This window comes from Corynebacterium sp. LaCa_70 (assembly GCF_058182015.1).
In genome coordinates this window covers 372,484-393,444 of record NZ_CP190914.1, presented here as the reverse complement: position 1 = coordinate 393,444, position 20,961 = coordinate 372,484, and the positions used below count along the sequence as shown (strand labels likewise).

Sequence of the window (20,961 nt, the reverse complement as noted above, 5' to 3'; positions counted from 1 at the left end):
ACTGCTAGTACACGCGCCCTACTAGTGCGAGCCCCTGCTAGTGCACGCCGTTGAGCACGACCGGCTCCACACGCCCATCACTCAGGTTATAGCGCAGACCAACGATGCCCATCGACTGGCGAATCAGCCCCTGCCCCAACCCCGGCGCGCGGGCCATCAGCTGGTACACGGTCTCGGTGATGTGCTGACGCTCGACATCCTCGCGGGTGACCAAGCCCCGCTTATTGGCCTCGGTCACGGACATCAACACGCGCTCGACGATGGTGCGCTGGAAGCCATTCGGCGCGGAACCACCTTCGGCAAATTCCATGGTCGCACGCACCGCACCGCAGGATTCGTGCCCCATGACCACCAGTAGGTTCACATCGAATTTCTCGATGGCGTATTCCACCGACGCGATGATCGAGCTGTCAATGATCTGGCCCGCGGTGCGGATCACGAAGGCGTCGCCAAGACCTAAGTCAAAAACCATTTCGACGGGCACGCGCGAATCCGAACAGGAGAAGATCACAACGCGCGGCGACTGCCCGACACTCAACAGCGAACGGTATTCCGGATCCTGATTTGGCCGCTCCGAGCGGTTGGCCATAAACCGCTCATTGCCCTCCCGCAGGGACTCCCACACGGCCTGGGGAGTCTTGGCCACATTCTGCATACTCACAGTTTCTATTTTGTCCTAAACTATGCGCGATGACGAATCATTCAGAACCCGCCCCTGCGACCCCGCTTGCCGACGCCACCGCCCTGTTGCCGACGCTGCGCAGTTGGTTCGACGAGTATGGCCGCGACCTGCCTTGGCGCACACCAGAGACCACGGCTTGGGGCGTGTTGGTCTCTGAGGTCATGAGCCAGCAAACCCCCGTCGCCCGCGTCGCACCGCAGTGGCTGGAATGGATGGACCGGTGGCCGGATCCCACTGCTTTTGCCGCGGCCAGTCAGGCGGATGTATTGCGGGCATGGGGCCGGTTGGGTTATCCGCGGCGGGCGTTGCGGCTGTGGGAATGCGCGCAAGCGATCGTGGCACAGTATGACGGTGTGGTGCCGCGCGATGTGGATGAGTTGTTAGCGCTTCCCGGCATTGGTGATTACACCGCGCGGGCGGTGGCGTGTTTCGCATTTGGTGTAAACGTCCCGGTAGTGGATACCAATGTGCGCCGGGTGTATGCGCGGGCGTGGTCTGGACAGTTTTTGGCGCCACAGCCTGCGAAAAGACAATTGGCCCAGGTGGGAGCTTTGCTTACCGACGGCTCCGGACCGCAAACCTCGGTGGCTTTGATGGAGCTGGGCGCGTTGGTGTGTACTGCGCGTTCACCGCGGTGTTCGGTGTGCCCGCTTCGTGCCGGGTGTGCCTGGGTGCGTGCTGGTTCGCCGGCGCCGAGTGATTCAGAAATGGCGGCGCAGAAAAAGCGGGTGCAGAAATTCGCGGGCACTGACCGACAAGTGCGCGGCAAAATCATGGCTGTGCTGCGGGAAGCTTCTGCCCCAGTGCCAAAGCCCGAGATTGATCTGGTGTGGCCGAAAGATGAGCAGCGCGAGCGGGCCCTGCGCTCTTTGCTTGCCGACGGTTTAGTGCGCGAGGTTACCGGCGGCGGCGAATTCGCGCTTCCGGATTAGAGCTGCACCCCAATAACGGAGCCCCGGGTGCTTGCACTTGGCAGAGGCATCACCGGGGCGTTCAATGTTGATTGTAGCATTGCTACATAACCCGAAAATCCCTTCCGCCCAAAATATGCAAGTCTCCACGAGCTAAGGCACGCGGATAATGTTTGGGATCTCACCTAAGACATACTGAAACTCCAGATAACTGCTGTTAATCACAGGGCACCAATGTGAAAGTTCCCCCACAAAATAGGGGTGCCGACAAAACAACCAGAGGGTGATTAATTGAGCCATTCCCTCTAAGCTTGCCGTCATGTATTTTAAATCACAGTTTACTAAACAAAAGAGTAGTACTGGTGCCGATCCTGCCATGCCCACTCACACCGGCATTAGTAGTAGCCTCCGCAAAGGTCTCAGCTTAGCTACCGCCAGTGTCATGGCTGCTGGTCTTGTAACCTCAGCTGGCGCTTCCGCAGCACATGCCGATGAAGCAGTGACTCCCGAATCCGCCACCACTGCTCCGGTGGCGTCCCCAGCTGGCCCAGCGCCTGGCACATTGCTAGACGCCACCCCTGCCCCACATCTACTCAACCTCGCCGGACCACAGCTTCCGGGAGCAGCACAGCGCATCCGCTACGCTTCTGTCGACTCCAATGGAGCACCGGTAGAGGTTACCGGCTACGTCACCGAACCGGTCGCCCCATGGCACGGCAACGGTCCCACCCCGACTGTGGTCATGGCCCCAGGCACACGCGGCTCCAGTGACCAGTGCGCACCATCTCATGCACCCGACCTCATCTCAGCACTCAACGTGCAACCTAATGCCAGCGGGCAGCCCTATCTCAGCCTGAACGCTAATTACGAACTGCCGCTGCAGTATCTGGCCAATGCCACTGGCATGCGTATTATCAGCACCGACTACATGGGCATGGGCACACCCGGTCACCACACCTACGTCAATTCTGAAGAAGAAGCCCATGCGGTGCTCGATGCGGCCCGCGCAGGATTGCAGGCTGCTGGCGCCCCCGCAGATTCCCCAGTTGGTTTCGCCGGTTATTCACAGGGCGGCGGGGCCGTCGCTGCCGCCGCGGAATATCACGCCAGTTACGCCCCGGAGCTCAACCTAGTAGGAACTTTTGCTGGTGCTCCCCCAGCAGATCTGCGCCAAGTTCTGGAATCCGTCGACGGCTCGTCCATCGTTGCCGCCCTGGGGTACACCCTCAACGGTTACCTGGAACGCCACCCAGAGTTAGCGGCTTTAATAGACGAAGAATTCAACGACGAAGGCAAGCGCTTTCTCAAAGACGCCGAAATCAGTTGTATTGGCGACGGCACCATCAACTGGGGCTTTACCGATACGCGCACGCTCACCAACAGTGGTGAGTCATTCGCAGAAATTATTACCCGCCGAACGGAGCTCGGCGAATTGGTCGACGAGCAAAAGCTTGGTACCCGGCCACTGTCTGCACCAATGTTGGTTTCCAACTCAGATAACGACGATCTGATTCCGTTTGCGCAAGCCGCACAAATGGCCCGCGATTATTGCGCACAGGGTGGCCAGGTGGAATTGAGAAGCACCCTCGTGCCACCGGTACTTCCGGACATCAAACCAGGCGTGAACCATGCACTGCCGTTGTTTACGGATATGCCACAGGGACTGCGCTACCTCACAGATCGATTTAATGGTCTGGCCCCAGGAAACGATTGCGGAACGTTTTAACAACCACCCCCACGTCTGGCTAGCTGGCGCACAGTGTGCCGACGCGCCGTCGCGGAGATTCCGGCGACTAGCCGCCTAGTTCATACAAAAAGCGGGCTAAATACCAAAAAGCTGGCCTGTCCCTCATCGTGAGGAGACAGGCCAGCTCTCATGTTTCTACAGCTGCATATGAGTGGCGAAGCAGATTAACGTCAGCAGCTCACAGCACTTAACTGGAGCTACGTCGGCACTGTGCTAATGCGCTTGGTGTCCGCTTTTATTGGTCATCGCGCTGCGGCTGCGGCTGTGGTCCAGATGGGCCATCAGAATCATCCGAATCGTCCGAGCCGCGCTCATCTTCCGGGCGCTCCAGCAATGCACCGGAGTTACCTGAGGTAGGCGTATCCGGGCTCAGCGTGTCTGGCTGACCATTCGGGTCACCAACGGTGCCCGGCTGGTCATCCGGGTTATCACCATCGGAGCCAGAGCCGCCGTTGCCGCCCTTGTCGTCGGAATCATCGGATTCGCCAGCATCGTCCGAAGCAGCTGGGTTTTCTACCTCGCGCACGTCGTCTTCATCCAGTTCACCGAATTCATCTTCCGGCAATGGCTTCGGACGTGGGCTGAAGGTGAACGTGCCCTTCTTCTTGTCTTTGTCGTCGAAATCTTCGACATCGACAGAGATAATCTCTCCGGCACCAATCTCACCGAACAGGATCTTCTCCGACATTGGGTCTTCGATCTCACGCTGGATGGTACGACGCAATGGACGCGCACCCAATACAGGATCGAAACCACGACGAGCCAGCAGCTTCTTCGCGTTTTCGGACAGCTCGATATCCATGTCGCGGTCGTGCAGCTGCTTGGCAACGCGGCCAATGAGCAGGTCGACCATTTCCACGATCTGGTCTTGCGTCAGCTGGTGGAACACGACGGTCTCATCAATACGGTTCAAGAACTCTGGGCGGAAGTGCTTCTTCAGCTCCTCATCCACCTTGTTCTTCATCCGCTCGTACTGAGAGTTTGGATCAAGCTCTGACTCGGAGGAAAAGCCCAAGCCAACAGCCTTGGAAATATCCGAGGTACCCAGGTTCGAGGTGAAGATCAACACGGTGTTCTTGAAGTCGACCTCGCGGCCCTGGCCATCAGTCAAACGGCCTTCTTCCAGCACCTGCAGCAAGGTGTTGTAGATCTCCTTGTGCGCCTTTTCGATCTCATCGAACAACACGACGGAGAACGGCTTGCGGCGAACCTTTTCGGTCAGCTGGCCGCCTTCTTCGTGTCCAACATATCCCGGAGGGGCACCGAACAGGCGGGATGCCGTGAAGCGGTCGTGGAACTCCGACATGTCGATCTGGATCAGGTCATCGTCGTTACCGAACAGGTAGTTCGCCAGCGACTTCGACAGCTCCGTCTTACCCACACCGGACGGTCCGGCGAAGATGAAGGAACCGGATGGACGGTTTGGATCCTTCAAGCCTGCACGGGTACGGCGGATCGCACGGGAGACAGCCTTAACGGCCTCGTTCTGCCCGATGATGCGCTTATGCAGCTCTTCTTCCATGTTGAGCAGACGGTTGGACTCGGCCTCGGTCATGCGGAGTGCAGGGATACCAGTCCAGTGTGACAGAACGTCTGCGATCTGGTCCTCGCCGACCTCAGCGATATCTTCCAGATCGTTTTCACGCCACGCCTTTTCCTTCTCCGCGCGCTCTTCGTTCAGCTTGCGCTCGCTATCGCGCAGACGTGCAGCCTTTTCGAAGTCCTGGCCGTCAATGGCGGCTTCCTTGTTGCGGCGTACCTCCGCAATGCGCTCGTCCACCTCACGCAGGCTATCCGGAGCAATCAGGCGCTTGATGCGCATGCGTGCGCCGGCCTCGTCGAGCAGGTCGACGGCCTTATCAGGCAAGAAGCGGTCATTAATATAGCGGTGTGCCAGCTTCGCGGCGGCTTCCAAAGCGTCGTCGGTATAAGAAACGCGGTGGTGTGCCTCGTACTTATCGCGCAGACCCTTCAGAATCAGTACGGTATCTTCCAGCGAAGGCTCTTCGACCTTGACCGGCTGGAAACGACGCTCCAACGCAGCGTCCTTTTCGATGTGCTTGCGGTATTCCTCCAGCGTGGTAGCGCCGATGGTCTGCAGCTCACCGCGAGCCAACTTCGGCTTCAGCAGCGACGCAGCATCGATAGCACCTTCTGCGGCACCAGCACCGACCAGGTTGTGGATCTCGTCGATGAACAAAATGATGTCGCCGCGCTGGTTGATCTCCTTCAGCACCTTCTTCAGGCGCTCTTCGAAATCACCACGGTAACGAGAACCAGCGATCAACGAACCCAGGTCCAGCGAATACAGCTGCTTATCCTTCAGCGTTTCCGGTACCTTGCCGTTAACAATATCCAGGGCCAGGCCCTCAACCACGGCAGTCTTACCGACGCCTGGCTCACCGATCAGCACTGGGTTGTTCTTCGTGCGGCGTGAGAGCACCTGCATGATGCGCTCAACCTCAGAATCACGGCCAACGACTGGGTCTAATTTGCCTTCCTTGGCAGCCTGGGTGAGGTTACGTCCGAACTGATCGAGCACCAGCGAGTTGGAGCGGTCGCCCTTGCCACCGCCACCGCTGCCGGATCCGCCGCCCATCGATGGGCCAGCACCGGCACCAGCCAGTCCGCCGCCACCAGGTGCAGACGAGGATCCGCTACCGGAACCATCCTGATTTCCGCCTTCGTAACCAGACAGCAACTGGATAACCTGCTGACGCACACGTGGCAGGTCAGCGCCCAGCTTGGTTAATACCTGCGCGGCCACGCCTTCGCCTTCGCGGATCAGACCCAGCAGCAGGAATTCCGTGCCAATGTATTTGTGGCCCATTTGTAGGCCTTCGCGCAGCGAAAGCTCCAGGACCTTCTTGGCCCGCGGAGTAAATGGGATATGTCCGCTGTGTGGCTGGGAACCCTGGCCGATAATCTCTTCGACCTCGTTGCGGACATCGTCTAAGGAGATATCCATCGATTCCAGGGCCTTAGCAGCAACCCCTTCACCTTCGTGGATCAGACCGAGCAGGATGTGCTCGGTACCGATGTAATTGTGGTTAAGCATGCGAGCTTCTTCTTGCGCCAATACGATGACGCGTCGAGCTCGGTCCGTAAACCGTTCAAACATGTGCTCTGAGTTCTCCCTAACCGATTTGCGTTATGTTCCACCCACCATAACGCGCAACTATCACCGGCCCTTCCCGTTTTGCGAATCGATTCCCGCAAATCCGGCAAACTCCCTGCATAATGGCCTGTTCGCCTGTAGCGAACGCCCTGTTGGAACGTATTTTGGCAGCAAAAAGCGGCGCCCGGAGTGGAGGTAATCCGGACGCCGCTTGTGTTGCACGTGCCTAACGGGCACAGGCCCTAGCAGCTAGCAGGCTCTAGCGACTGACCCTAGCAGCAGGCCTTAGCAGTAGGCCTTAGCGCGCGATGGTGGCTGGCTCTTCACCCAAGCGCGCCTTCTTGACGTACTCGACTTCTTCTTCCAGCTCGGTTGCCGCTCCACGACGACGCGAGGCGTAGATAACCAGCGACAGTCCCGTCGACAAGAGTGCGAAGACCAGCAGGCCACCGAGTCCGCCCCAGAAGGTGGCGTCGTAGAGGCCATCGGTTGCGCGCATAAACGCATCGCGGGTGTAGCTCATTGGGTGGAAGCTATGCAGCATCCGCAGTGGCCCCGGAGTAGTATCCAGCGGCCAGATACCGCCAAAGACGAATAAGCCCAGAGCAAACAGCCCCAGCGAGAATACGCCACCGTACATGCGGCCAAACAGGATGCGCAGGAACTGGAAGACAGCCGAACCGGTGATCGCGGTCAGCGCCAGTACACCGATGGCGATAGCCCAGTTATCCGGCGACCATCCCAGTGCCACGGAGAATCCCGCGAAAAATCCGATCACCGCGAAGTTCACCAAAGAGATCAGTCCCAGCGCGCGCAGGACCGGCCCCAGTACGGTGTAGCTATTGGCACGCTTGCCGACGATATGTGGCAGCAGCGTCGACAGTAACGCCATGGCCAGGTAGCCGAAGACGACGATCACCAGGATGGCCGCACCAGCAGTAATGTTTTTGACCGTCGGATCAGATTCATCCGCCACGGTCTGGACTGGGTGCTCGTTGGACGCGGTGAAGTTGATCGGCACCGCGATATTCGACGCGGAATCTTCCGGCTTGGTGATATTCGGTGCCTTAGCAGCGCCGTCGGCAAGCTTGGTCGACAATTCACTCGTTCCGTCTTTCAGGCGGGTCATGCCGTCCATCAGCTGGCCACCGCCGTCGTTGAGCTGCGTGGTTCCGTCTTTCAGACGCCCCACGCCGTCAGTCAACTCGCCAGTACCCGCGTTCAGACGGGCCGCGCCGTTATCCAACTGGCTCGCACCATCTGCCAGGCGGCTAACACCACCGTTGAGCTGGTTGATGCCGTCGTTCAACCGATGAGCACCATCTTGCAGACGAATCACACCAGACCGGTACGGGGCATTCGGATCAGCCAAATTGTAATGCAGCTGGCCGGTGCCTTCCCGCAAGCGGTTGAGCTGGTTGACCATGTTTTGCTGGTTCGCAGGATCCAGCCGGTTCACAATCCCCGCCAGTTTTTCAGCTTCCGCATGCGCGCCCAAGGTGTGCAGCAAGTCGATAATCGGTTGCATATCCGGCAACGCACCCTGCACCTGCTCCAGTAGTGGCAACAGCATGCCCGTCAGTTGGTTTACACCGGCATCGATCTGGCCAGCGCCGTCGGCAAGCTGATCCGTACCATTAAGCAGCTGATCCGTACCGTTAGCCAGCTGGGTGGATCCATCCTGCAGCCGGGCTGCACCATTGCTCAGTTCGCCGACGCCATTGTGCAGGCGCGTCGTACCAGCTTTCAAGTCTGTGGTTCCCTGGTGCAAGCGTCCGGCACCATCTTGCAGGTCAGAAGCCCCCTTATCCAACCGCGAGATTCCATCGACTGCCCGCGTACCGCCATCCTTGAGCTGGCCAGCGCCTTCATCCAAACGGCCTGCACCCTCGGCAGCTTGATTCAGCCCCTCACCCATGCGATCAAGACCAGCGATAACCTTGTCGGCATATTTCTTGGAAATCGCGTTGGCAACGTTGCTTTGCACCTGTGGGATCAAACTATTGGTGATCACCGCACCGTTGGTGCCGTAGAAGTCGTTTTCCGCGAAGTGGATATTCGGCTGCCTCGGGTTATCGCTGATGATCGTGACTGCGTCATCAGAAAAATCCTTCGGAATCGTGACGACGAATAGGTAATCACCGCGGGTTAGCCCCTTATCACCCTGCTCTTTGTCGACTTCCGAGAAATTCAGGTAATCGGTTTCCAATAAGCCTTCGACGACCTGGTTTCCATAATTAATGTATTCGCCGTCGCGCTCGACGCCTTCGTCTTCATTAACCACAGCCAAGGAAACATCGCGCAGGTATTTCGATGGGTCCCACATCGCCCACATGAATGTCGCCGCACCCGCCAGCGGCAGCACGAGTGTGAGCACCACGAGGATGCGTGGGATCGTCGATTTCGGACGCCAATCGAGCAATTTGTGCCACAGGCTTTTGTCCTGCGCAGCGTGTACACCCGACTCTGCACCCGTGCCAGCCGACGAGGCTGCACTTTTCGCAGCGCCATTCGCAGCGCTGTTCGCAGTGTTATCAGCAGTACTCACGAGAAGACACCTCCACTACATGTCTATGAGAGTGCAGTACCCCCGCTAGCACCACTGCGAGATTCCACGCCGGTGTCGTGCTTGGAGACTGACTCAAAATTGCTTGGAAAACAAAAAATAATCGCTCGCAAGACCGAAATTTCACGAGCCTTCATTAGTATAGTTTCCCTAGCAAATGCGTTTGGTTTTTATAAGCCATCACACAGAATTTTTTGCTTTGTGATGTGGAACACCACAGTATATGACGATTAACTATTTGGCTAATTAACGCGGAGATCTCTGGGGGGTCTACCTCTAGGGTCTATCGTGAAAACACGCAGGAACGGCACGGGAATATAGACACCGAGATATAGACGCAGAAAAGCACCCACCCCTCCAGGTAAACCCCCGGCGGGAATGGGTGCTATCCAATGCGCAAGCTAAGCGCGATTAGTGAGATCTACGGTGTGGCGATATAGCGGGTATCCAGGTACTCGTTAATACCTTCGGCACCGCCCTCACGGCCAAAGCCGGATTCCTTGATACCGCCGAACGGTGCGGCAACATCAGAAACACCACCACGGTTAATGGCCACCATGCCAGCATTTAACTCGTGTGCCAGGCGCTCAGCGGTGTGCACGTTTTCGCTATAGCCATAAGCCGCCAAGCCCACCGAGGTGTCATTCGCAGCCGCAATAGCATCGTCCAGATCAGAGTACGTGGTGATAGCCACAACTGGTCCGAAAATTTCTTCACGCAAGATAGCCGCATCAGCTGGAATATCGGACAACACGGTGGCTGGGTAGAAATAGCCTTCGCCTGCTGGCACTTCACCGCCGGTGTGCACGGTGGCCCCACCCTTACGGGCTTCAGCAACCAGCTCAGCGATACCGTCGCGCTGTGCCGCAGTGATCATTGGGCCCAGGCCGACGCCCTCATTCAGGCCATGTCCGGTGCTTACCTGCGCCAGCTTCTGCGTGATACGACGAGTGAACTCCTCAGCTATGTCCTCGTGCACAATGAAGCGGTTGGCCGAAACACAAGCCTGTCCACCGTTACGCATCTTCGCGGCATACGCGCACTCCAGCACGCTATCCAGGTCTGCATCCTTGTGGACAACAAACGGTGCGTTGCCACCCAGCTCCATCGAGGTGCGCTGCAGATTCTTCGCCGACTGCTCAACCAAAATCTTGCCGACGCCGGTGGAACCAGTAAAGGTGACCTTGCGCAAGCGCGCATCCGCCATCAGTTCGCTAGACATCGCGGACGACTTCTGCGTCGGCACAATAGAAATCACACCAGAAGGCACGTTGTGCTTCGCGAATACCTCCGAGATGACCTCACCGAGCAACAGCATGGTCAGCGGGGTTTCCTTGGCAGGTTTAACGATCATGGTGCAGCCCGCTGCCAGAGCAGGGGCGATCTTGCGGGTAGCCATGGCAAACGGGAAATTCCACGGAGTCACAGCCAAGCAAGGACCGACTGGGGTGTGGGTAACGCGAATGGTGCCAGCACCCGATGGCGAAGCACCGTAGTAGCCGTCAATGCGCACGGCTTCTTCTGCAAACCACCGCAGGTATTCCGAGCCGTAGCCGACCTCGCCTTTCGCCTCTGCGAAAGTCTTACCCATTTCCAGTGTCATTACCGTAGCGAAATCGTCGGCACGATCCTGTACCGCGTGATAAATATCCATCAACACATCCGCGCGCTGACGGGCGGTGAAATCCTTAGCCCACGTGTCCTGCACGCCGTCGGCAAGATCCAAAGCCTTCATCCACTGCGAAGAATCCGCATTCGAAACCTGTGCTAAAACCTTGCCGGTGGCTGGGTCTTCCACGTCAAAATGAGCGCCGCCGACGCCGTCGACCTGCTCGTTACCCAACCAAATCTTGGTGGGAAGATTGTTGATCAATTCAGTATATGGTGCGTAATCGAAACTCATACTCACACTCTACGCGCGAATCTGGATATGAGCTTCGTTACGCAACAGTTGCTTGTGGCCGGCGCATAAAAAATGTAATGGGAATGATCGCGGTGACCATCAGCGCAGCCACCACAAAGGCCGCGCGCACACCATCCGAGGTCGCGGCAGCCTCAGTCAATCCTGCGGCCAGCCCCGAATCCGTGCCGCGGGTCAAAATCACCATCAGCAATGCGGTACCAGCGGCGGCGGCCAGTTGCTGCAGCGTCGTCAAAATCGCCGAACCATGGCTGTAGAGTTCGCCGGTCAGTGAGCTTAATGCGGTGGTCATCATCGGCGTCATCAGCAGACCGAACCCAAAGGCGAAAATCACATGGAAGGTGACCAATTGCCAGACCTGCGTCTCAGTCCCGATGGTGGTAAACAGCCACGTACCAGCGGCCATCAAAAACGCGCCCGGAATCATGATCGGTTTCGGGCCCACCGAATCATACACACGCCCGATGATCGGCGACATCACCGCTTGGATCACCCCGCCAGGAAGCACGATCAATCCGGCGGTACGCGCGCCATCACCCAACCCGTTTTGCACGAATAGCGGCAGCATAGTCACGGTGCCGATCAACACGGAAAAGGAGAACAGCGCGATCAACACCGCCAAGGAGAAATTACGGATCTTAAAAGGGCGCAAATCCAGCAAAGCCTGAGCCTTTTTACCCAGCCGCACCTGGCGCAGAGCAAAAACCACCAACGCAATAACCGCGATGACCAGCAAACCCACCAACATGCCGACGTTGTCGCCGGTATCCAGCGCGGTTTCTAATGACGACAGGGAATAGACCGTACCGCCGAACGCGACCACCGACAGCACGACGGAAATCAGATCAATCGGCTGCGTCGAATTCTCACCGACGTTGGAAAGCAGCTTCGCACCCAGCAACAACACACCGACCAACAACGGCAGCATGCACAGAAAAATCGCGTGCCAGGTAAACGCCTCCAAGATGACGCCACCGACGGTTGGGCCAGTCGCTGGGGCCACCGCAATCACCACACCGATAAAGCCCATCACGGTTCCACGGCGTTCCAGTGGCACCATCTGCAACATCACCGTCATCAGCAGCGGAATGATCAACGCAGTCCCCGCAGCCTGCACGATGCGGCCCAATAGCAACACCACAAATGCCGGCGCCACCGCACCCATGATGGTGCCGACGATGAACAGCCCCACCGAGGCAAAGAAAATTTGCCGAGTGCTAAAACGCTGGATCAAAAACCCCGTGGTGGGAATAACCACGGCCATGGTGAGCATGAACACCGTGATCAACCATTGCGCACTGGCCGCGTTAATACCAAAATCCCGCATGACCGCAGGCAGCGCCACCGACAACGAGGTCTCATTCAAGATCATCACCGTCGCCGCCGCCACCAACGTGGCCAACACGGCAACGACGTCCGACGACATCTTTTCCGGTTGTGCGCTCACGTCCGGTACTACTCCGGTTTCACGATCGGGAACAAGACGGTTTCGCGAATACCCAGCCCAGTCAGGGCCATCAACAGGCGATCAATGCCCATGCCGGTGCCAGCTGTGGGCGGCATGCCCTGTTCCATGGCAGCCAGGAATTCCTCATCCAGCACCATGGCTTCGTCGTCACCGCCAGCGGCCAAACGAGCTTGATCCTCGAAACGCTCACGCTGGATTACCGGATCAATCAACTCAGAATAGCCAGTTGCCAGCTCGAACCCGCGCACGTACAGGTCCCATTTTTCCGTCACGCGCGGCTTCGAACGGTGATCGCGGGTCAGCGGTGAGGTCTCCACCGGGAAGTCCTTGACAAAGATCGGGCCGTCCAGCTGATCTTCACACAGCAGCTCCCAGATTTCTTCCACCAGCTTGCCGTGCTGCCAGCCACCGTCCTTCGGAACCTTCAGTCCGATGGCATCGGCAATACCCAGCAGCTCGTCGACGGTGGAATCGACCGTGACCTCCGGCTGATCCGGGAATTTGCGGGCCAACGCCTCATTCAGCGACGGGTACATCTCGATTTCCGGCCATTCGCCCGAGAAATCATACTCGGTGCCGTCGGCAAGCGTCACTACCTGCGAACCAAACACTTCCTCGGCGATATACTGCACGGCCTCACGGATCATCCGCGCGCCCGTGTTGTAATCGCCCCAGGCCTGGTAGGTCTCCAACATCGCGAATTCCGGCGAGTGCGAGCGGTCAATGCCCTCATTGCGGAAGTTGCGGTTGATTTCAAAAACGCGATCAATGCCACCGACGACGGCGCGCTTCAAAAACAGCTCCGGCGCAATACGCAGGTAAAGGTCCAGATCCAGCGCATTCGAGTGGGTGACGAATGGACGCGCGGCGGCACCACCGTGGATGGTCTGCAGCATCGGGGTTTCGATCTCAACGAAGTCGATTCCCTCCAAGTAATTGCGCAGAGCACGGATCACCTTGATGCGGGTCATCGCGTTTTCGCGGGCTTCTTTGCGCACGATCAAATCGTTATAACGCTGCCGCACGCGAGTATCTTCCGCCATTTCCGCAAACGACACCGGCAGCGGACGGATCGACTTCGACGCCATCTGCCACGAGTTCACGAATACGGACAGCTCGCCGCGTCGGGAAGAAATAACTTTGCCCTGCACGGCGACGAAATCGCCCATGTCGACGTCGGCTTTCCACTGATCTAGGGCTTCCTTACCGACTTCCGCGAGTGACAACATCGCCTGCACCTGGGTGCCATCACCATCTTGCAGGGTGGCGAAACACAACTTGCCGGTATCGCGTTTAAACAGCAGACGCCCCGCGATGGCCACCTCATCGCCGGAATCGCCGCCCGGCTGGATATAGGTCACGCCATTCTCGCGGGTCACCAACTGTTCCGACTCAGCCGGTGCAGCGCCAGTATCGGTGTCTTCTGGCTTCACCACGACATAAGCCTTGCGCAGCTCGGCAAGGCTCATCGTGCGTTTGACTTCAACCGGGTAGGCCTGGTCGCCACGGTCAAGCAAACGCTGGCGCTTTTCCCGCCGGATACGCAACTGTTCCGGCAGGCTATCAGGGGCATCGGGGGAATTTTTCTGCTGACTCACCCGGCCCAGGGTAGTCGAAAACCACGACAAACGATAAGCACGCCCATCCTGAATCCGGGCATTTATTCAGGCACTGCCAGGTATCTAGCAGCCCAATAGCGGAATTTTTCGCCCCACGTGCAACAATATTTGTGACACGTCACACCGAACTCACTCACCGTGATACTCGGAACAGACACGCAGGACCTTGTAGCCAAGCAGGAGGCTTAAGCGGTGAACTCACTGTATTTAGCAGTCATCGGGATCGCGATGATCATCGGTGGATACCTCATCTACTCGAAATTCCTCGGTAAAAGTATCTTCCAACTCTCCGAGCGGTACACCACCCCAGCACACGCCATGAACGACGGCGTGGACTACGTGCCAACAAACAAATTCGTGCTCTGGGGCCACCACTTCACCTCCGTCGCAGGTGCAGCCCCCATCGTCGGCCCCGCCGTTGCGATCATCTGGGGTTGGCTACCGGCTTTCCTGTGGGTCACCCTTGGCACCATCTTCATCGCCGGGATGCACGACATGGGCATTTTGTGGGCCTCGCAACGCCACCGCGGCCAATCCATCGGTACTCTCTCCGGCCGCTATATCGGCAAACGCGGACGCAACCTGTTCCTGGTCGTCATCTTCTTGCTGCTGCTTATGGTCGTGGCCGCATTCGCCGTCGTTATTTCGAACCTGCTTATCGCCAACCCGTCGGCAGTAATCCCCACCTGGGGTGCCATCGTCGTCGCGCTGCTGATCGGCCAGGCCGTCTACCGTTTGCAATGGAATCTGCCGATCGTCTCCATCGTCGGCGTGATTGCCCTGTACACGCTGGTATTGATCGGCGACCGCTTCCCCATCGCACTGCCGGACACCGTCTGGGGCATCCCAGCCAACGGTGTGTGGATCATCCTGCTGTTTATCTACGCCGCCATCGCCTCGCTGTTGCCGGTATGGGTATTGCTGCAGCCACGCGACTACATCAACGGGCTCCAGCTATTCATCGCGCTGGGTATTCTCTACGGCTCCATGCTGCTTTCCGCACCTACCGTCGTCGCCCCAACGCTAAACAGCAACTTGCCCGATGACACCCCGTCAATGTGGCCACTGCTGTTTGTCACCATCGCCTGCGGCGCGATTTCCGGTTTTCACGGCATGGTCTCATCCGGTACCTCGTCGAAGCAGCTGGAAAAAGAAACCGACTCCCGCTTCGTCGGCTACTTCGGCGCCGTCGGCGAGGGCCTGCTAGCACTCGGCACCATCATCGCGGTGTCTGCTGGTTTCCAATCCTTAGCCGAGTGGGAAGAAATCTATAGCGCGTTCAACGAAGGCGGCATTAATGCTTTCGTCGAGGGCGGCAGCAACATCGTCAACGCTGGCCTGGGCATCCCCGCTGGTATCTCCACCACGATCTTGGCGACGATGGCCGTGCTGTTCGCCGCTACCACCATGGACACCGGTGTTCGTCTGCAACGCATGGTGGTACAGGAAATCGCCGAGGTTGCCGGTGTGCGTTTGCGGGCATTCTCCTCGACCATCATCGCGGTAGGAATTGCCCTGGTTCTGACCTTCTCCGCGGGTGCCGACGGTTCCGGCGGCATGACGCTGTGGCCACTGTTCGGTACCACGAACCAGATCATGGCAGCCCTATCGCTATCGATCATCGCGATCATCCTGGCGCACCTACGCCGCCCATCCTGGATGGTGATCATCCCGGGCATCTTCGTCATGGTTGCCTCGCTGTGGGCCGCGGTGTCCCAGCTGGGCACGTTCATCTCCGATGGCAACTGGCTGTTGGTAGTCATCGACGCGGTCATCCTGGTCTGTGCAGTCTGGGTGGTTATCGAAGCCACCGCTGCTTACCGACGCGCGCACAACACACCCAAGGTGGTCTGGACCGACGATGACACCGACGCCCCGCTGCCGCAGGCACAAGCCATTAAGCGCGGGAACTAACCGGGGCGGGAGCACGCGTCATGTCTATCGTCGACAAGCTGAAAGCCTTCGGCCACGGGCTCAACGAGTATTATTCCGCGCCGTACCGGGCCACATTTGCGCGCGCACGACAGGAAGAAGATGACCTGTTCCAGCTGTTGGTGATGTCCGAAGCCCTGGGCATTCCCAACCCGGCCAGCTTTTATACGCTGGAATTATTGCCCATCATTTACGAGGATTTCCATGCCTGGCACCGGCGCATGGGGATGCTGCGCTCGCCTTTGGAGGAAATCCAATGCTGCTAGATCAGATTAGAGCGCTTGCCGACGGCGGTGCAGGCGCGGCTGACAGCGCCACACCCCACATCGTGTTTTTCGGCGGCAAAGGCGGCGTCGGCAAGTCCACGATCGCCTCGGCCGTGGCCCTTGGCCTGGCAGAAACCGGTTTTTCCGTGCAGTTGGTTTCCACCGACCCCGCGCACAACCTGGGACATATGTGGGAACAGACCGTCGGCTCGAAGGGGGTGGCCGCGAAGGCAAGTGCCAACCTGCATCTACTGGAATTAGATCCGGCGGCAACCACTAAGGCGCATATCTCGCAGGTCGAAAACACTATGCGGCGGATGATGCCGGAGCGACTGCACGGCGAGGTAACCAAACACTTGGACTTAGCGCGTAACTCGCCGGGCACGCACGAGGCCGCGATGGTGGAAGCAATCGCGCAGGTAGTGGAAGATTCGCGCCACGATTTCATCATTGTCGATACCGCGCCATCCGGGCATACCTCGCGGCTGCTAGCCGTACCGGAATTGATGAATGCCTGGACCCAGGGGTTGATGAATCGGCGGGATAAGTCCGAGCGTTTCTCAGAACTGATCCGCGGGATGGACCCGAAGCACACCGCAGAAGACGGTGTGGACCGCCGCAACCAGGAGTTACGGTCCATTTTGCACAAACGTCAGCAGCGGTTTGCCCGGCTGCGCGATGCGCTGCAGAACCAATCGGTGTTTTATTTGGTACTCACGGCAGAAAAAGTGCCGGTGCTAGAAACCGCCGAGCTGCACGCAGAGTTGACGAAAACCGGTATTAGCGTCGGGGGTGCGGTGGTCAACCGGCGCTCACCAGCAGATCAGGGCGAGTTTTTGGCAAATAGACGCCGCCTGGAAGATGCCGCGCTGGAAGACCTCCACCGTCGCTTGCCGCAGGTGAACGTGACGGAAGTGCCGCTGCTGGATTCGGAAGTCGGCACACCGGCAGCATTGGCGGAAATCGCCGCATACCTGACACGCGGCTAGTGGGCTAATTATCCCCGTCCAGGTTGCGGAAGCCAATCCCGACGGGCACGCCCACGTTATCGACTAGGCGCACCCCACCAAAAGTAGCCGCCACCAATAAACGGGCGTCGCCTTCTTCCGGCGCCGGGCCGAAATCACGGGCGCGTAGCTCCAAATAATCCGGCTGCACCCCGGCCGCCCTTAACACGTCCGCTGCGGTACTGAGCACGGCTTCCGCACCCCGCTCGGCCACGTGTGCACCGGCAGTCAACGCGGCTGATAAAGCCAGGGCCTTCTCGCGGTCGGTTTCCGGAATTGCAGTATTACGCAGACTCATTGCCAGCCCATCCGGCATGCGCACCGTCGGCACGCCTTGTACTTTCACGTCCAGATGCAGGTCGGTGATTGCCTGCTGGAGGCGCAGGAGCAACTCGTAATCTTTTTCCCCAGCGATGATGGTCTCTGGGGCCACCGCATGCAGCAAGCTCAGGTGCGTGGTTAAGGCTTGTGCTAGTTCCGCGCTATCTTCCAGCCCGTCCGGCGGGGTGATCTGCGTGCGCAGGCCTTGCGGCCACAGGCTCTCGGTATGGCCAGGCGCGCGGGTATACGGCACGACGGCATCGACTTCTGCCTCGCGGAGAATCTCCATGATCTCCGGGCGCAATTCGGCCGGTTTATCGTGCACCGCTTGCTGTGGTGCTGGGTTCTGGGGTGCCGGGTGCTGTGCCGCCGGATTATGTTGTTCCGGATTCTGTGAGGTCACGGCATGACCGCCGACCTCGTCGACAAGTTCCACGGCGACCACCGCAACGCCACGCTGTTTCGCTGTGCGCAGCAAAACCCGGTGGCCAGCGTGAATATCAGCGCCTAGCACCACCAGCTGTAGTGATTTACCGGTTGTGCGCATGACACGCGAAAACCTCGCGATATCCGCGAGGTGAAAAAGCGTGGCTTGCCCGAAAGCAAAACTCATGAATGATCTACCTGTCGTGGCATAGGAGGTGTACGTGGTTGATGTAGGTGATTGATGTAGGTGATTGATGTAGGTGGCTGCTGTACCTGGTCAACGCGCTATCGCAACTGCCTATTATTTCTGGGTGCGTTTCAGCAGCTCGGCGACGGAGATACCTTCAGTGTTTTCATCGCGACGACGACGGTGCGGGCGTGCTTCGGCATCATCCTGGTGGGCACCAGCAGCCGGTTGAGGCTGCTGCGTCGTGGTCTTAGCCGCAGCCGATTCGCTGTGTTGCGTTTTCTCACTGCTCATGTGCCCGGCGGAGCTGTCGCGTTCGACGGAGCTGTATTGCCCGGCGGTATTCTCTTGCCTGGAGGTGCTGGCCTGCCCTGCAGTACTGTTCTGCCCAGTCGAATCCCAACGCACTGCATGGAAGCGGGAAGTGTCGAAAACAGGGTCCATGCTACGGCCAGTATCCCAGTTTGCGGCCTGCCCCGCCCCGGACTTCCGTGCCTGATTCTGCTCAGCGGAATCAGATTTGGTGGCGCCAGATTTTGCAGCGCTGGTTTTCACAGCAGCCGATATCGTAGCGTCAGATTTTGTAGCGCCAGTTTTGGCGGACTGTGCTGTCTCGGCAGCTGGTGTCCGGCTAGCAGGTTTCGCGGTGGTGGGCTTAGCGGCAGCTGGTTTCACGGTTTTCCGCGTCGTAGTCTGCGGCTGCTTCGGCTTGTCAGTCTCGCGCTGTTGCTGTTCTTGTTCGCGCTCACTGATCAACGCAGACAAGGGGTTCGGCTGCGGCTGGCTCGGCTGACTGCCCAGCTTGCCCGCAATCGCATCCCGGCTCGGGGCACCAGAACTGGCACCGTATCCAGCAGAAAAACCAGCGTGATCGGCGTGCTGCTCCAACTCCCGGATCCGCCGTGCCTCAGCCTGCAGCGCGGCAGGCTCGTAACCGAATTCGCGATCCTGCAATTCCTCTAGGTGCGTGCGGATCACCGACAGCTCCGCGCGGATCGACTCCCACATTTGTTCAAAACGCTCAGGATCAATGCCCTTGCCGCCCGCGTCGGCAAGCGATTGTGGCGTCGAGATTCCTTTACTTGCAGCCTGAGCCGCAGCGGATTCCTGCTGCTGGCGGACGAAGCGCTCGTGATCTGCCACCCGCTGCTCAGCACTCTGCGCTTGCCGACGATAACGGGTGACCAGGAAAAACCCGATGACTGCAGACCACAGCGACGCCAACAACGCCAGGCGCAGCGCGACCTCCGAGTTCGACAGCAGCATCACCACCGTCGCGACGACTGCCAGCACGATCAGCACGATCACGCCAACTTGACCGCGGTCAACCTGGTTGCTGGACTGCTGGCCACGACGATCCCAGCCGCTCACGCCCTGGTCACTCACGCCCTGGCCACTGGCGTTCCGGCCGCGGTAGTCGGTGTGCGAAGTCTTCTCCTGCTCCATGGGCATCACTTTAGCTAAAAACTCGCTTCCGGTGGCATTGGGTTTTGGCACGCTCGTTCTAGATAGACACCTGCCGCAGCCAACGCCACCCCGCCCACGGCGGCAGCCACCACCGCTGGTAGGTCTTCACGCGCGGCAACTAATTCACTGGCTTTCGGGATCACGTAGCTAGCAATTCCGGCATACCCGCCACCTAGAATTGCCCCCGTCCATGCTGCAGCCTGGCCAAATACCAGGTAGCGCGCGGCCGTCAAGGGGTCGAGTTGACTGCGGTCCATGCCGATGCCGTGATCGTCACGGGAATTCGCCACGCGACGCCCCAACACGACGCACACGAGCGCCATCGCCCAGAGCGCCACCGACACCAACACGGGCACCGTCGGCATGCGCCCGTAGAGCTGCCAAGCGACAATCGCGGTACAGGCTGCGGCAAATAACCCGGTGGCGACCAACCAGGGAATCGAGGTAGCTTTCATCGTGTGATCACCGGAAGCTTTCCCCGCGGGTGATTCCCGCTTTCTCGTCGTCGCTAAGCTCATCCAACAGCTCTGCGACGCGCTGCCCACCGAGCACCGCATCCGGGTTGATCTCCAGCCACGGCTGCAACACGAAGGCGCGCTGGTGGGCATGCGGGTGCGGCAGGCGAAGTTCTTCGGTATCGGAGGTAATTTCGGTGGCATCGCTGTCCCACGCCGCGACGATATCAACATCCAGGGTGCGTGGTCCCCACTTCTGCACGCGCACGCGCCCGGCGGCGTTTTCCAGTTCCTGGCCGCGGTGCAATAGTTCCAGCGGGGTCTGGTCAACTTCCACCAGCAAAATGGCGTTCAAAAAATCGGGCTGATCTTCCACCCCCCACGCCGGGGTGCGGTAGATCGACGAGGCCGCGCGCAGCTGACCCATCCCATCGAAATCGCGGTAGACGGAATCCAGCAGCTCGCGGGAATCGTCCATGTTGGAACCAATGGATAATACTGCGGTGATGCTCATCGGCGCCTCCGTGCAACCACGGCAACATCCTGGAACGGCAGCGGGATCGGTGCGGACGGTTTGTGCACGGTGACCTCGATGGATGCCAACTGTTCATACGTGGCCAGCGCTTGGTTCGCGATGCGATTGGCCACAGCTTCAATCAGATCTTCCGGCTCACCGGTCATAATATCGTGCGCTAACTGTGCCAGCTCGGCGTAGTTCACGGTATCGTCCAGCTGTTTCGCCTGCGAAAAATCTAACCAACACGTCAGGTCGACATAAAAAGTTTGGCCGTGCACACGCTCTTCTTCCAGCACACCGTGGTAGCCGTAGCATTCCACGCCTTTCAGTTCGATCCGGTCCATCCAGTGC

General features: G+C 58.8%; 16 protein-coding genes. 5 read left to right on the top strand and 11 right to left on the bottom strand.

Annotation, left to right across the window (positions count from 1 at the left end):
• Positions 1–37: 37 nt before the first annotated feature.
• Complete coding sequence (locus ACP8MI_RS01715; protein WP_018120806.1) at positions 38–655, bottom strand: carbonic anhydrase; 618 nt, start codon at positions 653–655, stop codon at positions 38–40.
• A 35-nt stretch (positions 656–690) separates the two neighbouring features.
• Between ACP8MI_RS01715 and ACP8MI_RS01710 the strand changes: the two genes are divergently transcribed.
• Positions 691–1,614, top strand: coding sequence for an HhH-GPD family protein (locus ACP8MI_RS01710; protein WP_284572067.1), 924 nt, complete (start codon positions 691–693; stop codon positions 1,612–1,614).
• Between the two features lie 421 nt (positions 1,615–2,035).
• Positions 2,036–3,319: a lipase family protein gene (locus ACP8MI_RS01705; RefSeq protein WP_284572068.1), complete on the top strand. Its 1,284-nt coding sequence runs from the start codon at positions 2,036–2,038 to the stop codon at positions 3,317–3,319.
• 256 nt (positions 3,320–3,575) lie between these two features.
• Here ACP8MI_RS01705 and ACP8MI_RS01700 read toward each other — a convergent pair whose 3' ends face one another.
• From ACP8MI_RS01700 to lysS, 5 genes are all read right to left on the bottom strand, one after another.
• On the bottom strand, positions 3,576–6,461 hold the full coding sequence (locus ACP8MI_RS01700; RefSeq protein WP_049150340.1) for an ATP-dependent Clp protease ATP-binding subunit: 2,886 nt from the start codon (positions 6,459–6,461) through the stop codon (positions 3,576–3,578).
• A gap of 295 nt (positions 6,462–6,756) precedes the next feature.
• Positions 6,757–9,006 carry a YhgE/Pip domain-containing protein gene (locus ACP8MI_RS01695; protein WP_147578721.1) on the bottom strand — a complete coding sequence of 750 codons (2,250 nt, stop codon included), beginning with the start codon at positions 9,004–9,006 and terminating at the stop codon, positions 6,757–6,759.
• Between the two features lie 439 nt (positions 9,007–9,445).
• Entirely contained in the window at positions 9,446–10,927 is a 1,482-nt protein-coding gene (locus ACP8MI_RS01690) for an NAD-dependent succinate-semialdehyde dehydrogenase (protein WP_049150345.1), read from the bottom strand.
• Positions 10,928–10,964: 37 nt separating this feature from the next.
• Positions 10,965–12,392 (bottom strand): MDR family MFS transporter, encoded by a 1,428-nt coding sequence (locus tag ACP8MI_RS01685; RefSeq protein WP_187114689.1) that lies wholly within the window; start codon positions 12,390–12,392, stop codon positions 10,965–10,967.
• 8 nt (positions 12,393–12,400) lie between these two features.
• Positions 12,401–14,011: a lysine--tRNA ligase gene (gene lysS, locus ACP8MI_RS01680; protein WP_126844543.1), complete on the bottom strand. Its 1,611-nt coding sequence runs from the start codon at positions 14,009–14,011 to the stop codon at positions 12,401–12,403.
• A 213-nt stretch (positions 14,012–14,224) separates the two neighbouring features.
• Here lysS and ACP8MI_RS01675 point away from each other — a divergent pair, with 213 nt between their 5' ends.
• From ACP8MI_RS01675 to ACP8MI_RS01665, 3 genes are read left to right on the top strand one after another with little or no spacing between them, the layout of a single operon-like run.
• Positions 14,225–15,946, top strand: coding sequence for a carbon starvation CstA family protein (locus ACP8MI_RS01675; protein WP_049150348.1), 1,722 nt, complete (start codon positions 14,225–14,227; stop codon positions 15,944–15,946).
• Between the two features lie 20 nt (positions 15,947–15,966).
• Positions 15,967–16,230, top strand: coding sequence for a cory-CC-star protein (locus tag ACP8MI_RS01670; RefSeq protein WP_018120797.1), 264 nt, complete (start codon positions 15,967–15,969; stop codon positions 16,228–16,230).
• Positions 16,221–17,219: an ArsA family ATPase gene (locus tag ACP8MI_RS01665; protein WP_193387131.1), complete on the top strand. Its 999-nt coding sequence runs from the start codon at positions 16,221–16,223 to the stop codon at positions 17,217–17,219. Before ACP8MI_RS01670 ends, ACP8MI_RS01665 begins: the two co-directional genes overlap by 10 nt.
• A 4-nt stretch (positions 17,220–17,223) precedes the next feature.
• Here ACP8MI_RS01665 and ACP8MI_RS01660 read toward each other — a convergent pair whose 3' ends face one another.
• From ACP8MI_RS01660 to folB, 5 genes are all read right to left on the bottom strand, one after another.
• Positions 17,224–18,171 (bottom strand): pantoate--beta-alanine ligase, encoded by a 948-nt coding sequence (locus tag ACP8MI_RS01660; RefSeq protein WP_053084970.1) that lies wholly within the window; start codon positions 18,169–18,171, stop codon positions 17,224–17,226.
• A 114-nt stretch (positions 18,172–18,285) separates the two neighbouring features.
• Positions 18,286–19,617, bottom strand: coding sequence for a DUF6779 domain-containing protein (locus tag ACP8MI_RS01655; protein ID WP_049150350.1), 1,332 nt, complete (start codon positions 19,615–19,617; stop codon positions 18,286–18,288).
• Between the two features lie 14 nt (positions 19,618–19,631).
• Entirely contained in the window at positions 19,632–20,093 is a 462-nt protein-coding gene (locus ACP8MI_RS01650; protein WP_049150353.1) for a DUF3180 domain-containing protein, read from the bottom strand.
• Between the two features lie 7 nt (positions 20,094–20,100).
• Complete coding sequence (folK, locus tag ACP8MI_RS01645) at positions 20,101–20,601, bottom strand: 2-amino-4-hydroxy-6-hydroxymethyldihydropteridine diphosphokinase (RefSeq protein WP_049150452.1); 501 nt, start codon at positions 20,599–20,601, stop codon at positions 20,101–20,103.
• Between the two features lie 2 nt (positions 20,602–20,603).
• A complete protein-coding gene (gene folB, locus ACP8MI_RS01640; RefSeq protein WP_049150354.1) occupies positions 20,604–20,954 on the bottom strand; it encodes a dihydroneopterin aldolase in 351 nt (116 codons plus the stop codon).
• Positions 20,955–20,961 lie beyond the last annotated feature (7 nt).

Excerpts from the sequence above, each read along its gene's own strand:
- ACP8MI_RS01715 (WP_018120806.1), bottom strand. The coding sequence starts at position 655 with ATGCAGAATGTGGCCAAGACTCCCCAGGCCGTGTGGGAGTCCCTGCGG.
- ACP8MI_RS01690 (WP_049150345.1), bottom strand. The coding sequence starts at position 10,927 with ATGAGTTTCGATTACGCACCATATACTGAATTGATCAACAATCTTCCC.
- ACP8MI_RS01660 (WP_053084970.1), bottom strand. The coding sequence starts at position 18,171 with ATGAGTTTTGCTTTCGGGCAAGCCACGCTTTTTCACCTCGCGGATATC.
- folB (WP_049150354.1), bottom strand. The coding sequence starts at position 20,954 with ATGGACCGGATCGAACTGAAAGGCGTGGAATGCTACGGCTACCACGGT.
- ACP8MI_RS01650 (WP_049150353.1), bottom strand. The coding sequence starts at position 20,093 with ATGAAAGCTACCTCGATTCCCTGGTTGGTCGCCACCGGGTTATTTGCC.
- ACP8MI_RS01705 (WP_284572068.1), top strand. The coding sequence starts at position 2,036 with ATGGCTGCTGGTCTTGTAACCTCAGCTGGCGCTTCCGCAGCACATGCC.
- ACP8MI_RS01700 (WP_049150340.1), bottom strand. The coding sequence starts at position 6,461 with ATGTTTGAACGGTTTACGGACCGAGCTCGACGCGTCATCGTATTGGCG.
- ACP8MI_RS01670 (WP_018120797.1), top strand. The coding sequence starts at position 15,967 with ATGTCTATCGTCGACAAGCTGAAAGCCTTCGGCCACGGGCTCAACGAG.
- ACP8MI_RS01655 (WP_049150350.1), bottom strand. The coding sequence starts at position 19,617 with ATGGAGCAGGAGAAGACTTCGCACACCGACTACCGCGGCCGGAACGCC.
- ACP8MI_RS01665 (WP_193387131.1), top strand. The coding sequence starts at position 16,221 with ATGCTGCTAGATCAGATTAGAGCGCTTGCCGACGGCGGTGCAGGCGCG.
- ACP8MI_RS01710 (WP_284572067.1), top strand. The coding sequence starts at position 691 with ATGACGAATCATTCAGAACCCGCCCCTGCGACCCCGCTTGCCGACGCC.